11 protein-coding genes are annotated in these 13,583 nt (G+C 64.6%); 4 read left to right on the forward strand and 7 right to left on the reverse strand.

The genetic code is table 11. From position 1 onward, the window contains the following. Positions 1–109 precede the first annotated feature (109 nt). From HHL22_RS20940 to HHL22_RS20950, 3 genes are all read right to left on the reverse strand, one after another. Complete coding sequence (locus HHL22_RS20940) at positions 110–1,441, reverse strand: NAD(P)/FAD-dependent oxidoreductase (RefSeq protein WP_169533326.1); 1,332 nt, start codon at positions 1,439–1,441, stop codon at positions 110–112. Positions 1,442–1,666: 225 nt separating this feature from the next. Next, complete coding sequence (locus HHL22_RS20945) at positions 1,667–3,286, reverse strand: c-type cytochrome (RefSeq protein WP_169533327.1); 1,620 nt, start codon at positions 3,284–3,286, stop codon at positions 1,667–1,669. Between the two features lie 209 nt (positions 3,287–3,495). Further along, positions 3,496–5,178 (reverse strand): acyl-CoA synthetase, encoded by a 1,683-nt coding sequence (locus tag HHL22_RS20950; protein WP_169533328.1) that lies wholly within the window; start codon positions 5,176–5,178, stop codon positions 3,496–3,498. Between the two features lie 185 nt (positions 5,179–5,363). Here HHL22_RS20950 and HHL22_RS20955 point away from each other — a divergent pair, with 185 nt between their 5' ends. The 3 genes from HHL22_RS20955 (at position 5,364) to HHL22_RS20965 (ending at position 7,385) form a co-directional block, all read left to right on the forward strand. After that, positions 5,364–5,975 carry a DUF4136 domain-containing protein gene (locus tag HHL22_RS20955; RefSeq protein WP_169533329.1) on the forward strand — a complete coding sequence of 204 codons (612 nt, stop codon included), beginning with the start codon at positions 5,364–5,366 and terminating at the stop codon, positions 5,973–5,975. A gap of 71 nt (positions 5,976–6,046) precedes the next feature. Beyond that, positions 6,047–6,502 (forward strand): DUF2141 domain-containing protein, encoded by a 456-nt coding sequence (locus tag HHL22_RS20960; protein WP_169533330.1) that lies wholly within the window; start codon positions 6,047–6,049, stop codon positions 6,500–6,502. A 67-nt stretch (positions 6,503–6,569) separates the two neighbouring features. After that, a complete protein-coding gene (locus HHL22_RS20965; protein ID WP_169533331.1) occupies positions 6,570–7,385 on the forward strand; it encodes a TlpA family protein disulfide reductase in 816 nt (271 codons plus the stop codon). A gap of 11 nt (positions 7,386–7,396) precedes the next feature. On the opposite strand, the gene HHL22_RS20970 is transcribed toward HHL22_RS20965, so the two are convergent. After that, positions 7,397–7,900 carry a YdeI/OmpD-associated family protein gene (locus HHL22_RS20970; RefSeq protein WP_169533332.1) on the reverse strand — a complete coding sequence of 168 codons (504 nt, stop codon included), beginning with the start codon at positions 7,898–7,900 and terminating at the stop codon, positions 7,397–7,399. A 120-nt stretch (positions 7,901–8,020) separates the two neighbouring features. On the opposite strand from HHL22_RS20970, the gene HHL22_RS20975 reads away from it, so the two are divergent. Further along, positions 8,021–10,066: a cellulase family glycosylhydrolase gene (locus HHL22_RS20975; protein WP_169533333.1), complete on the forward strand. Its 2,046-nt coding sequence runs from the start codon at positions 8,021–8,023 to the stop codon at positions 10,064–10,066. A 134-nt stretch (positions 10,067–10,200) separates the two neighbouring features. Here the strand turns inward: HHL22_RS20975 and ilvA are convergent, their stop codons facing one another. The 3 genes from ilvA to ilvC all read right to left on the reverse strand — a co-directional run bounded on the left by ilvA (position 10,201) and on the right by ilvC (position 13,524). After that, positions 10,201–11,466 (reverse strand): threonine ammonia-lyase IlvA, encoded by a 1,266-nt coding sequence (gene ilvA, locus HHL22_RS20980; protein WP_169533334.1) that lies wholly within the window; start codon positions 11,464–11,466, stop codon positions 10,201–10,203. A gap of 147 nt (positions 11,467–11,613) precedes the next feature. Continuing rightward, positions 11,614–12,375: a methyltransferase domain-containing protein gene (locus HHL22_RS20985; protein ID WP_169533335.1), complete on the reverse strand. Its 762-nt coding sequence runs from the start codon at positions 12,373–12,375 to the stop codon at positions 11,614–11,616. An 87-nt stretch (positions 12,376–12,462) separates the two neighbouring features. Next, the gene (ilvC, locus tag HHL22_RS20990; RefSeq protein WP_169533336.1) at positions 12,463–13,524 is read right to left on the reverse strand and encodes a ketol-acid reductoisomerase; all 1,062 of its coding nucleotides are present in this window, start codon (positions 13,522–13,524) and stop codon (positions 12,463–12,465) included. Between the last annotated feature and the right edge of the window lie 59 nt (positions 13,525–13,583).

A 13,583-nucleotide genomic window follows, 5' to 3' on the forward strand; every position in this document is an offset into this window, starting at 1 on the left:
GAAGCATCTCTACCGCACGACGCTCTAGGCGGCGTGGTAGAGATGCTTCGACAAGCTCAGCATGACGTTGTAATAAGCTAGGATGAATAAGTAGCCGAGTTGCCCCCACTCACACCACTGCTTTCACGTCTACCTCCTTTTCCTTGAGCGGCGCCTTCACCTTGCCGATGATGTAGCGCATGCCTTTGTCCTGGGTCACGTAGTTCCAGGCCCAGGTGAGGAACACGGTGAGGCGGTTGCGGAAGCTGACCAGCGCCAGCACGTGCACCAGGCTCCAGCCGAGCCAGCCCAGCCAACCCGAAATGTGCAACTGCTTGCCAAAGAGCATGATATCGCCCACTGCCCGGTGCCGGCCAATGGTGGCCATCGTGCCCTTGTCGGCGTAGCGGAAGGGCTCCATGGCTTGCCCGGCCAGCAGGCGCATGAGGTTGGCGCCCAGCAGCTCGCCCTGTTGAATGGCGGGCTGCGCCACCTGCGGGTGCCCTTCGGGGTAGTCGGGCGTGGCCATTTGGGCAATGTCGCCCAGCGCAAAGATGTTGGCGTAGCCCGCCACCTGGTTGAACTCGTTGACTTGGTAGCGGTTGCCCTTCAGCAGCGCCTCGGGGGCTAGGCCCTGCACGGGCGCCCCCGTCACGCCGGCCGCCCATATCAGGGTGCGCGTTATCAGCTGCTCGCCCGTGTTCAGCGTCACCGTGTAGCCGTCATACGACTTCACCCGGCAGTCGAGCCACACCCGCACCCCCATCTTGCGCAGGTAGTTGAGGGCGTGCTCCGAGGCGTCGGCCGACATGCCCTTGAGCAGTACCGGCCCGCTCTGGATGAGGTGGATGTCCATCTGCCGGAAATCCAGCTCCTTGTAGTCCCTAGGGAACACGTGGTCGCGTAGCTCGCTCAGGGCGCCGGCCATTTCCACACCGGTGGGCCCGCCGCCCACAATCACAAAGTCGAGCATGCTGTTAAGCTGCTCAATATCGCCGATTTGGAGAGCCTGCTCGAAGTTGGAGAGCAGCGTATTGCGCAGCATAATGGCATCGGGCACCGTCTTGAGGCTGATGGAGTTGCGCTCCATGTCCTTATCGCCGAAGTAGTTACTGGTAGTGCCGGTGGCCAGCACCAGGTAGTCGTAGCGAATGAGGCCGATGCTGGTTTCGACCACCTGCGCGGTGGGGTCCACGGACTGCACTTCGGCTAGGCGGAAGTAAAAGTTGTCCTGCCCCCCCATAATCTTGCGAAACGGCGACACGATGCTGTCGGGGTCGAGGCCGGCGGTGCCTACCTGGTAAAGCAGCGGCCAGAAACCGTGGTAGTTCTGCTTGTCGATGAGTAGCACTTGCACCGGCGCATCGGCCAGGCTTTTGGCCAGGGCCAGGCCCCCAAAACCGCCGCCCACAATCACCACGCGCGGCTTGCCCAGCTCTTCAATCTTGGTAAGTCCTTCCATATCGATAAAAAGGTGGGCCGTTGCGCCCGCGTTAAGCACGTAATATCTAAGCTGCCTTAACGTAAAATACGACCGGGCGGCGGTACTGAGGCGTGAAGTAGCGGCACCGGGCTCGGCGTTGCGGGCCTAAAAGAAGCCCCGCCCCGCCCAGCCTGCCGCCCCCAAATAATAACGCCGAACCACTCCTAAGAGCAGCCCGGCGTGTTACTAGCCTAAACCCAACTTCTACTTGCTGTCCGTGTCCAGGCTCTTCATATAGGCTACCAGGGCGGCCCGGTCAGCAGGCGCCACCACGTAGAAGGGGTGCGGAGCCTTGGCGCCCCGCTTAGGGTCGAAGAGGGCGTCTAAGCCCTTTACCTCGTCGTCGTGCAAGAACACCGGCTTGCGGGCCAAGTCCAGCAGCAGGGGTAGGGCGTTGCCGCGGATGCCGCCGCCCGGGCTGGCGTCCACTACTATCATCTTGTCGTCGAAGGTGCCGGGTGCGTTCTGGATGGGCGAGAGCGGGGGCTGACGCATGGCAATGACCTTGGGGGCGTAGCCGGGCCAGATGACGTTCATCGGAATCAGGCGGCTCTGTACCGGCTGGCCCTGGTTGGTATTGTGGCACTGGGTGCAGTTCTGGCTCACAAATAGCGCCCGGCCTTTGGCCACTAGCGCGGCATCGGTAACGACGCCCTTGGGGGCGGGCAGCTGGTTGAGGTAGGCCTGCAGGTCGCGCAGCTTCTGCTCGTCTACGCGCTTGCCGGTGGGGGTAGCCAGCTCGCCGGCCTTGCCCTGCATGTGGGCCGTCACGAAGGGAATGCCCTGCACGCCGGTGGCCGCCAGCACCCGCTTGTAGCCCGCAATGAGCGAGTCGCCGGCCGTGCCGCCCAGAATGTGAATGAACGTGGCTCCGCCGGGCGTGGTAAGGTTGGTTTGGTCGAACAGCGCCGTGTACACGGTGTTGTTGAAGTCATTCAGGTCGCCGTTTTGGCCCGACGAGCCGTAGGGCGCGGCCAAATCCTGCCGGAAGAAAGGCGCGATGTGCACCGGGTTGCCATTGCCATCGGGCGAGTCGTCGAACATGCCCAGCGGGTAATACTTGGGATTGCTGAAGTAGGCGTCAAACTCGGCCTCGGTCGAGTTAGCCGTCAGGCCCTTGGGCGCGCGGCCGATGGTGCTGCCGTCGGGGTTTTGGAGCTGGGCCACCGGCATTAGGGCGCGGGTGTTGGCGCCCGTGGCCAGCAGCTTGCCTACGTTGAGCTGGTGCGGCGTAGGCCCGTCGATGCGCTTACCGATGGTGCCGCGGTCGCCGCTCAGCGCGAACATGGACTTGTCGGTAATGCCGTGGCACAGCGAGCAGCTGACGCCCACCATGTTGCCCTTAGGCACCATGCCAATAACCGCGTTGGCCTTCACCAGCTGCGTCATCACGGCGGGGTCATTGAGCCTAGGGGCCTTGCCGGGCGAGAGGTCGGTGCGGACCTCGCTCATGAAAGCCGTCTTCAGGTCGGCCGGAATGGCATCCACGTCGAAGCTCACCCCGGCTTTTAAGGCGTCCAGCACGGTCAGCTTGGCCTGGGCCATGCCCTGGGGCATGCGCACGGCATTGGTCCAAAAGCCCTCGGTGCCAAAGGTTTCGAAGCGGTACACGTCGCGCCCGGCCTCCACGCTGCCCGGCCGTAGCGCGGCGCTGGTGGCCGTCGCACCGGTTTTGGTAGTGTCGCCCACGGCCTCGTGGGCGGTGGTGGGCGAGTCGGCACTTGCGGTAGTGCTAGTGTTGGTGCTGCCGCAGGCGGCGGCCGCCAGCAGCGCCGCGCCCGATAGCGCCAGCGCCGGAAATCTAAGGTGGTGTAATGAAACCATCAGAATGGGAAGGGTTTGAGGAAAATAACCACCCTAGGGATTAGCCGAAGCTGGCTTTTCTAAGCCTACGTGCTCCGTACCGTGCGAGTTGTAAGGCTAGTGCCTACGTATTAGTACTTACGCGGCTAACTCAGCCAGCGCTGGCCAAAATCAAGATAATCAGTAAGCTATTTTAAAAAATAAGTTACGAATTAACTGGCGGCGTTTCTTCACCGCTCGGAGCTAAACTCGCCCGCGCCGCCCGCCGGCCGGGCCCGCAGCTCGACGCGCCGAATCTTGCCGCTGATGGTTTTGGGCAGCTCGGCCACCAGCTCGAGGCGGCGCGGGGCCTTGTAGGGCGCCAGGTGCGCGCGGCCGTAGGCCAGCAGCTCGTGGGCCAGCGCGGCCGTGGGCGCGGCGCCGGCCGCCAGCACCACAAACGCCTTCACCTCGTGGCCCTTGATGGGGTGCGGCACGCCCACCACGGCCGCTTCCACTACGGCCGGGTGCTCGAGCAGTACGCTCTCCACCTCGAAGGGCCCAATGCGGTAGCCGCTGGATTTAATCACGTCGTCGTCGCGGCCCACAAACCAAAAGTAGCCGTCCGGGTCGCGGTAGGCCTTGTCGCCGGTGTAGTACAGGCCGTGTTGAAACACGCTGGCCGCCCGCGCCGGCTCGCCGTAGTACTCCTTAAACAAGCCATTGGGCCGGCCCGTGTCGGTGCGCACCACGATGTATCCCTCGGTGAGGGCGGGCAGCTCGGCGCCCGCGTCGTCGGCAATGGCCACGTCGTACATAAACGAGGGCTGGCCCATGCTGCCCAGGCGCAGCTCGGCGCCGGGCAGGTTCACGAGCATGGCCGTGCTCTCGGTTTGGCCGTAGCCGTCGCGCAGCCAGTGGCCGGTGCCGCGCTGCCAGGCTGTAATCACCTCGGGGTTAAGAGGCTCGCCGGCGCTCACGCACTCGCGCAGGGCGGGCAGCGGGTAGGCCGCCAGGTCTTCGAGCACCAGCAGGCGCAGCACCGTGGGCGGCGCGCAAAACGTGCTTACCCGCTCGCGGGCCAGCATGGCCAGCAGCGGCCCCGCCGCAAAGCGCCCGCTGCCCTGGTAGGCCACTACGGTGGCCCCTATGCTCAGGGGCGCAAAAAAGCTGCTCCAGGCAAACTTGGCCCAGCCCGGCTGCGCCACGTTGCAGTGCCGGTCGGTGGGGCGCAGGCCAATCCAGGCGGCAGTGCTGAGGTGGCCCACCGGATACGAGAAGTGGGTGTGCGTCACCACCTTGGGCAGGCCCGTAGTGCCCGAGGTGAAGAACAGAAATAGTGGGTCGTCGGCGCGGGTGGGGGCGGGGGCGGCCTGGGTGCCTAGGCCCGCCAGCGCCCCAAAGCCAACCCAGCCGGGCCGGCTGGCGGCAGGGTCGCCCACCAGCATCTTCAGCCCGATGCGCCCCCCTAGGGCCTGCTCGGCCTCGTCAATCTTGGCGGCGTTCTCGGCGTCGGCCAGCACCACGGCGGGCAGCAGCGTGCCAAAGCGGTAGGCTAAATCCTGGGCGGTGAGGATGCTGGCGGCCGGTACCAGCACCTGCCCGCCCTTGATGCCGGCCAGGTACGCCGGCCATAGCTCGGCGCACACGGGCACCATCAAAAACACGGCCTCGTGGGGCTGCACGCCCCGCTGCCGCCAGTAGTTGAGCAGCTGGTTGGCCTGGCCCAGCAGCTCGGCGTAGCTGAAGGTGCGGCTACCGGCATCATCGGCCAGCACCAGGGCGGGCTGGTCGGGGTGGGCGGCCAGGTGCAGGCCCTCCACAATGTCGGCCGTCCAGTTGAAAAACTCGGGCTTGGGCACCGGGCGCTGGGTGAGGGCCTGGTAATTGCCGGCGGCGGCCAGGCGCTGAAACTCGCGGAAGTAGGCTTGCATAGGATAGGGTGGGAGGGTAGCAGCGAAAGTAGCGCCCGGCCAGTTGGCACCGGGTGGCGGCCTAGGGGATAGGGTCGAGCATAAGGTGAGTAAATAGCAGATAATCAGCTAGTGCCTGGTGGCTATTCAACCCGAAGCTCCAAAAGCCAGTAAACAAGCTACTTAACCACCCCTTTCCATTGACCATGAGAAGTTTTCTGTTTTTGGCCGTGTTAGCGCTGTTAACTGGCCTTAGCTCCTGCGCCCCCCGCGTGAACGTGGAGCAGCGCGCCAACGTCGATTTTAGCCGCTACCGTACCTACGCCTGGGCCGATACCAAGGTGAAAACCACCGGCGACGCCAACCCCGTCTACCACGACCCCATCGCCCAGGACCGCATCCGGATGGCCATCAGCAACGCGCTGGCCCAGCGCGGCCTGCGCCAGGTAACCAGTGGCCGGCCCGACTTCTACGTGAGCACGCACTTCTACATCGACGAGGCCGAGCGCACGGTGGCCAACCCGCCGGTGGGCGGCTTTGGGGCCGGCTACGCCTACCCCTACTCGCTGTCCTACGGCGGGGGCTTTATTCCCGTCAACTACGGCTACTTCTACAACCCCGGCTACTACCAAACCTACCGCACCGAGCAGTACAAGCAAGGCACGCTCATCATCGACTTTATTGATGCGCGCACTAGAAACCTGGTGTGGCGCGGCTCACTGGCCGACCCGGTGGACGACCCCGACCGCATTGGCCGCGAGTTTGCCCAGAATGCCAAGGATATTCTGGATAAGTTTCCGGTAGAAAAGAAAGGCTAGGACTAGGCCTGAACGACTTGCCGCGGGTTGGGGTTGACAAGTTTATCTTGCCGCCCCAACCCGCTTTGCTTATGACTGCTTTGCTGCTGCCCCTGCTGCTGTTTCAAGCGGCCCCGGTTATTACCGCTTCGGCTCACCCCGGCCCCGCGCGCCCGGCAGCGGTGCCCGTCACGGTAGTGGTGTCGGCGCTGGCCTCGACCCAATCGGTGGTAAAGCTTAATTTCTACAACACGTCTGACACCTTTTTGAAGGACGGCGGGCAGGTGATGCGGCTGCTGGTGCGCCCCGCCGGCAAAAACACCATCACGGTGCCCGTGGAGTTGCCCCCCGGTGAGTGGGCCGTGGCCCTAACGCAGGATACCAACAACAACGATCTGCTGGACAAGAACTTCCTGGGTATTCCCACCGAGCCCTACGCCTTCTCCAACAACGTGCGCCCGCGCTTCGCCGCGCCCAAGTTCGAGGAGTGCAAGTTTATGGTGAGCGAGCCCGGCATGGTCATCAATATCGCCTTGAAGGAGAAGTAATAACGAGTGCCACTATAAGAGCCGCGCCTACCGAGTAGGCGCGGTTTTTTTGTGTACCTTGGCTTGCATGAAACAGACAGGCCTAGGGGTAGTTGTGGCGAGTATATTGGGCTTGGCGGCCTGCGGGCCAGGGAGCACCACGCAGGGGGCAGCCGCACTGGCTGCGGCCGAAAAAGCGAAAGTGGACTCGCTGACCCACGATTTTAGAACTTGGTATGAGTACGCCTACTATCAAGTGCCGTTGGGTCAGCCTTTTGTAGGGCTCGACACGGCGGCTCGGCCCCTGGCGCGCCCGGCATTTCTGGAGCGGCTGCGCACCGGCCGGTTTATTGCCTTGCAGCTAAAAAAGCCCGCCGGTTCGCCCACGCTCACCCTCAAGCTGTGCCCGCTGCCGGCCGGCGCCGACCCGGAAATTGCCGCTACCAGCAAGCAACTAGCTGACATCGAGCTGGACCACTACCTGCTGGAAGGCAAGCTGCTCCCCGCCTTTGACTTTCGCGACCTCAACGGCCGGCGCTACACCCCCGCCAATACGCGCGGCAAAGTGCTGGTGCTCAAGACGTGGTTTATCAACTGCACGGCTTGCGTCAAAGAATTTCCAGAGGTGAACGCGCTGGCCGACCAATACAAGGCTAATCCCGACGTGGTGTTCGTGAGCCTGGCGCTGGATAATGCGGATTACCTCCAGGCTTTTCTGACCAACCAGCCGCTGCGTTACGCAGTGGTGCCTAAAAGCGAGGACTATATCGCAGGCTCGCTACGCCTGAGCGCTTACCCAACCCACTTGGTGGTTGGCAGAGACGGCAAAGTGGTGAAGGTGTCAGACCGCGTGCCCGACCTCGTGACGGCCCTGGCGCGCGTGGTGCCGCCGCCCGGCCGCTAGCCCCTAGGCCCCTACCCAGCCCGGAAAGGGTGGCTGCCCCGCGCCAGACGCTCGGTCAGCTCCACGGCGTAGCGGGCGCGGGTTTCGGGACGCTTGGCGTCGGCCACTTTGCGCGCCATGGCCCGGCGCATGGCCCCGGTGTGGGCCAGAAAGGCGGCCTCGGCTTCGGGCCAGGCGCCCAGGGCTTCGGCTAGCTCATTGGGCAGGTCTACGTAATCGGGGTGGGGGTCGGGTGCTAGGCTCACGGTCAACTCCTGGCCGATACGCAGCCCTAGGGCCTGGCACAGCGCCTTGCGCAGCAGTAGGTGCCGCCCGCCGCCGGGCAGCGGCAGCAGCCCCAGCCGCTCGGTGCGTTGGTCGTTGAGGGTAGCCAGCACGCGCTTGGTGCGGGGCCCTAGGGCCGCCAGGGCGTCGGCCGGCACCACCACAAGTTGGGTGGGCATGAAGCTGGGGCCGCCGGCTTCGAGCACGGCCCTAAACGTGGCGGCAACGGCGGGCGTATCGGCGGCGGGCATGGTGAACAGCAGGGGAGATGCGGGAGAGTAGGCGGCCTCTTACCCCCTAGGGGCCGGCCACCAAGATACTTAGCGCGCGGCGTACCTTGCCCCTTCTTTTTCCCACCAACTCTGTATTTTATGCATTGCATTGCGCTACGCAACTGGGCCAGCCGCCGACCTACCACCTGGCGCTGGCTGGCGGCCCTTTTACTGCTCGGCACCCTAGGCAGCTGGCCGAACCCAGCGCGGGCCCAAACCAGCCAAACCCTGCTGCAAGCCAACGGCCCCAAAATAGTAAATGCCAGCGGCCAGGAGGTCATTTTGAAAGGCATGAACCTGGGCGGCTGGATGCTGCAGGAAGGCTACATGCTAAAGCCCGGCTTTGGCGGCACTCAGGGCGCCGTGAAAAAGCGGCTCTACGATTTCGGTTACACCGACGCGCAAGTGGAGGCGTTTTACCAGGGCTGGCGCGATAACTTCATCACCAAGGCCGACATCGACTACCTGGCGGCCAAGGGCTTCAACTGCGTGCGCCTGCCGCTGCACTACGAGCTGTTTCTGACGGCCCGCCAGCGCGCCCTGCGCACCCAGGTCAGCAAGGGCACCGTCACCTACGCCGCCTACCTCGACTCGCTCACGAGCTGGCACGTGAACAACCGCCTATTCACCGACCCCAGCACCCTGGAGGGCATCCGGCTGGTAGATGAAGTGCTGAGCTGGTGCGGCGCCAACGGCCTGTACGTGGTGCTCGACCTGCACGCCGCGCCCGGCGCCCAGGGCAGCGACACCAACATCTCAGACGCGCTGCTGCCCAGCGGCAACGGCTTCTGGACCTACGCCACCAACCAGGAGGTCACCAACCGCTTGTGGCAGGCCCTGGCTACCCGCTACCAGGGCGACCCGCGCATTGCCATGTACGACCTCATTAACGAGCCCAACAACATCCCCAACGTGGGCAGCCAAAACGGCAACCAGCGCCTGCACGACGTGCTGCAGCGCCTCATCAATACCGTGCGGGCCACCGGCGACCAGCACCTGCTTTTGCTGGAGGGCAATGGCTACGGCAACAACTACGACTACATGGAGAAGCGCACCTTCACCAATACGGCCAACCTGGTGTATAACTCGCACCGCTACGATGCGCCGGCCTACCCGCTCAGCAACGACGTGAACGCCAGCGGCGGCAGCGCCAACCAGCTCAGCCTCATTGGCAACCTCACGCGCTTTCGCACCGATAATAACGTGCCCATCTGGGTGGGCGAAACCGGCGAAAACACCGCCGCCTGGATGCGCGAGGCGGCCACCAACCTGCTGAGCGTGGGCATCGGCTACTGCCACTGGACGCTCAAGCGCTTCGAGAACGGCCCCAACGCGGCACTTTTCCACATCAACCCGCCCTACATCGTGGACTACGGCACCAACCTGAGTCAGGTGCTGGAAAACGTTAAATTTGCCAACTGCCAGCTCAACGATGGCACGCTGAGCGCCGTGGCGCCCAACATCACCGGCACGGTGCGCGCCGCCCAGCCCCCCCTAGGCAAGGTCATCACCCTCAAGGCGGTAGATGGCGGCGGCTACCTCTCGGGCGAGAATGGCCAGCAGCCGATGAACGCCAGCCACGCTACGGCCAGTGCCAGCGAGCAGTTTGCGGTGCTGAGCGCGGGCAATGGCAAGGTGTACTTGCGTAGCCAGAGCAAGTACGTGAGCAGCGAGAACGGCCAGCAAGCCATGACCTGCACCCGCGCCACCGCTGGCTACTGGGAGGCCTTCGACTGGATTGTGAACGCCGACAGCACCATCACCCTAGGGGGCTTCAACGGCCGCTACGTGGCCAGTGGGGGCGGCCAAGCGCCCGCCAACTGCAACCAATACGTGGTCAGCTCCCGCGCGGCCTTTACCGTGCGCACCGTAGGCACCGCCCTGGCCGCCAAGCCCAGCGCCGCCCCAGCCGGCACCGCCTACCCCAACCCCGTGGCCGACCGCCTCACGTATGCGCTGCCCACTGGCACCCGCGCCCACACGGTGGAAGTAGTGGATGCCACTGGCCGCGTGGTGCTGGCGCGCAGCTACGGCGATACGGGCGCGCAGCACGCCCTCGACACCTCGGGGCTGCCTAGGGGGATTTACGTAGTGAAGCTGGTAGGCGAGGGCTTCGCGCAGTCATTTAAGGTGGCGAAGGAGTAGCCTTAGTCCGAGGCAAAACAGGCGGTCATGCTGAGCTTGCCGAAGCATCTCTACCGAACAATAGCCCTAGGGGTCGTTCGGTAGAGATGCTTCGGCAAGCTCAGCATGACCGCCTGTTTTGCCTCGGACTAAGGCTACACCAGCAAACTCAGGAAATCCTGCTGCCCGTTCAGGTACTCGTAGCCGAAGCCCTCGGCGGCCATGCGGGCCATGATGCCGGCCTCGTCGCCGGGCTGGCGCACCTCTACGCCGATGAAAACGGGGCCCTTCTCCTTGTTGTTCTTCTTAATGTACTGAAACTGGATGATGTCCTCGCCCTCGGCCAGCACGTTGTTGACGAAGCGGCGCAGGGCGCCCGGCGCCTGATTGAAGGTGACCAGGAAGTAGTGCTTGCGGCCCTGGTGGCGCTGGGCCCGCTCCTGGATGTCGGCCATGCGGGTGATGTCGTTGTTAGAGCCGCTCACCACGCACACCACCGTTTTGCCGCGTATCTCGGCGGCGTAGTCGTGCAGGGCCGAGATGGCCAGTGTGCCGGCCGGCTCCAGCACCATGCCCTCCTCGTTGTACATCTTCAGCAAATCCACGCATACCTGGCCCTCGGGCACCAGGTGCACCTCGTCGAGCAGGGCCTGGCAGATGCTGAAGGTCAGCTCGCCGGGGCACTTCACGGCCGCGCCATCCACGAAGGTATCGAGGGTGTCGAGCGCTTGTCGGCGCCCGGCCGCAATGGCTTTGTGCATGCTGGGGGCCCCTAGGGGCTGCACCCCCACCAGCCGGGTGTGGGGGCTGAGCTGCCGAAACACGCTGGCCACCCCCGACGCCAGCCCGCCCCCGCCGATGGGCAGAAAGCAGTAGTCAATCGGGCTTTTGGCGGCCTTCAGTATCTCCAGCCCCACCGTGGCCTGCCCCTCCACGATGGCCAAATCATCAAACGGCGGCACAAAGGTGGCCGCCTGCGCCTGGCAAAACGCTTGCGCAGCGGCGGCGCACTCGTCGAAGTTGCGCCCCGTCAGGTGCACCGTCACCCACTCGCCGCCGAAAAGGCGCACCTTATCCACCTTCTGGGCGGGCGTTTGAGCGGGCATGAAGATGTCGCCGTACAGCCCCAGCAGCTGGCAGGCATAGGCCACGCCCTGGGCGTGGTTGCCCGCGCTGGCGCACCCAATGCGCCGCGCCGGCTCGGTGGCCGCCAGCGCCGCCATCTTGTTGTAGGCCCCCCGAATCTTGTATGAGCGCACCACCTGCAAGTCCTCGCGCTTGAGCAGCACCGTGGCCGCGTAGGCGCGCGACAGCCCTAGGTTCTCAATCAGCGGCGTTTTGGCAATCACGCCCTTGAGGCGGCGGGCGGCCGCCTCCACTGCTTCGAGGGTAACGGGGGTGGCGGTGGCTAGGTCGGGCATGGGTTTTCTGTAACTGATTATAATAGAACGTCATGCTGAGCGAAGTCGAAGTATCTCTACTACGCCGTCAGGGTATCGTTCAACGATGCGGTAGAGATGCTTCGACTTCGCTCAGCATGACGTTCCTTTTTGCTTATTTCCCCTCCTTCACTCCGCCGGCCGCTCCGCCACGATGCGCAGCCGCTTGTAGTCGGCCACCCAGCGGCCCTCGTGCCACAGCGCGGGGCGCAGCTGCTCCACGGTAGCGGCCAGCACGGCGGCGCGCTCGGCATCGGAGAGGCCGGCGAAGAAGTAGCCGCCGAATTGATTAAGCCAGTCGGCCAGGCCGGTTTCGGGGTCGGCCAGCGGGGTGGGGCGGTCGAAGTGCAGCGCCAGCCGCACCCGAAAGCCCTGGTGCTCCAGCAGCGAGGCGTACTCGCCCACCGAGGGGAAGTACCACCAGTCGGCCCCCTGGGGCCTAGGGTGCCCGTGCTGGCGCAGCTGGTGCAGGGTGGCCGCCACAATCTGCGCCACGTTGCCCCGTCCGCCCAGCTCGGCTACCAGGCGCCCGCCCGGCCGCAGGTGCTGGTACACGCGCTGCGCTACGGCGGTGGCGGCCGGCATCCAATGCAGCGCCGCGTTGGAGAACACGGCGTCGAACTGCTCGGCAAAGTCGAAGGTGGTGGCGTCGGCCAGCCGGAAGTCGAGCGCCGGAAACTGCTGCCGGGCCAGCGCCACCATCTCGGGCGAGGCGTCCAGCCCCACCACGGCGGCACCCGCCTGGCCAATCTGCTGCGTCAGCTCGCCCGAACCGCAGCCCAGGTCCAGGATGGTTTCGCCCGGCTGCGGGGCCAGCAGCGCCACCACGCTCTCGCCGTAGCCGAAAACGAAGTTGTGCTGTTGGGTGTAGGTAGCGGCGTTCCAGTGCATGGTAAAATGTATCGTGGACTCTGTGAGTCCGCGCGTTTGAGTGGTTGAACGTTCATCCGCGCGGACTCACAGAGTCCACGGTACTGCTTACGCCTCCACGCTCTCGCCGGTGCGGGAGCGCAGCTCGCGCACGGTGGCGCCGGTGGCCCACAGCTCCGACTCGCGCACTTCCTTCAGCTCGGCTTCCAGCTCCTGGCGGTAGTTGGGCGTGCTGCCGCGCTCGATGGTGCGGCGGGCTTCTTCGCCGCTGGCTACGCTGTCGTACAGCTCGTTGAGCACCGGCAGGGTGGCCTCGCGGAACTTGCCCTTCCAGTCGAGGGCGCCGCGCTGGGCGGTTACCGAGCAGTTGGCAAACATCCAGTCCATGCCGTTTTCGCCTACCAGCGGCACTAGGCTCTGGGTCAGTTCCTCCACCGTTTCGTTGAAGGCCTCGGAGGGCGAGTGACCGCGCTGGCGCAGCACCTGGTACTGGGCCTCGATGATGCCGGCCAGGGCGCCCATTAGCACGCCGCGCTCGCCGGTGAGGTCCGAGTATACTTCCTTTTTGAAGTCGGTCTCAAATAAGTAGCCCGAGCCCACGCCGATGCCCATGGCCACGGCCTTCTCGAAGGCCTTGCCGCTGGCATCCTGAAACACGGCGAACGACGAGTTGAGGCCGCCGCCGGCCACGAACAGGCGGCGCAGGCTGGTGCCGCTGCCCTTGGGCGCCACCAGAATTACGTCGATATCCTTGGCGGGCACGATGCCCGTTTGGTCGTTGAACGTGATGCCGAAGCCGTGCGAGAAGTACAGCGTCTTGCCCGGCGTGAGATACTTCTGCAGCGTGGGCCACAGCGCAATCTGGCCGGCGTCGCTCAGCAGGTTGCAGATGATGGTGCCCTTGTCGGCTGCCTCCTCGATGCCAAACAGCGTTTCGCCCGGCACCCAGCCATCCTTGAGAGCGCGCTCGTACGAAGGCGTGCCCTCGCGCTGGCCCACAATCACGCGGAAGCCGTTGTCGCGCATGTTCAGCGCCTGGCCGGGGCCCTGCACGCCGTAGCCGATTACGGCAATGGTTTCGTCCTTGAGCAGGTTGAGGGCTGCGGAAAGGGGAAATTCATCGCGGGTGATAACGGTTTCGGGTACGCCGCCAAAGTTGATGGTTGCCATAAGGTTGGGTTGTATCGTGGACTCTGCGAGTCCGCGCGTGAGTTGAAAAAGGTGTGAAA

This window comes from Hymenobacter polaris, from assembly GCF_012927305.1.
Classification (GTDB): domain Bacteria; phylum Bacteroidota; class Bacteroidia; order Cytophagales; family Hymenobacteraceae; genus Hymenobacter; species Hymenobacter polaris.

Bases quoted from the DNA above. Each gene is read 5' to 3' on its own strand.
- HHL22_RS20940 (WP_169533326.1), bottom strand. From the start codon at position 1,441: ATGGAAGGACTTACCAAGATTGAAGAGCTGGGCAAGCCGCGCGTGGTG.
- HHL22_RS20945 (WP_169533327.1), bottom strand. From the start codon at position 3,286: ATGGTTTCATTACACCACCTTAGATTTCCGGCGCTGGCGCTATCGGGC.
- HHL22_RS20950 (WP_169533328.1), bottom strand. From the start codon at position 5,178: ATGCAAGCCTACTTCCGCGAGTTTCAGCGCCTGGCCGCCGCCGGCAAT.
- HHL22_RS20955 (WP_169533329.1), top strand. From the start codon at position 5,364: ATGAGAAGTTTTCTGTTTTTGGCCGTGTTAGCGCTGTTAACTGGCCTT.
- HHL22_RS20960 (WP_169533330.1), top strand. From the start codon at position 6,047: ATGACTGCTTTGCTGCTGCCCCTGCTGCTGTTTCAAGCGGCCCCGGTT.
- HHL22_RS20965 (WP_169533331.1), top strand. From the start codon at position 6,570: ATGAAACAGACAGGCCTAGGGGTAGTTGTGGCGAGTATATTGGGCTTG.
- HHL22_RS20970 (WP_169533332.1), bottom strand. From the start codon at position 7,900: ATGCCCGCCGCCGATACGCCCGCCGTTGCCGCCACGTTTAGGGCCGTG.
- HHL22_RS20975 (WP_169533333.1), top strand. From the start codon at position 8,021: ATGCATTGCATTGCGCTACGCAACTGGGCCAGCCGCCGACCTACCACC.
- ilvA (WP_169533334.1), bottom strand. From the start codon at position 11,466: ATGCCCGACCTAGCCACCGCCACCCCCGTTACCCTCGAAGCAGTGGAG.
- HHL22_RS20985 (WP_169533335.1), bottom strand. From the start codon at position 12,375: ATGCACTGGAACGCCGCTACCTACACCCAACAGCACAACTTCGTTTTC.
- ilvC (WP_169533336.1), bottom strand. From the start codon at position 13,524: ATGGCAACCATCAACTTTGGCGGCGTACCCGAAACCGTTATCACCCGC.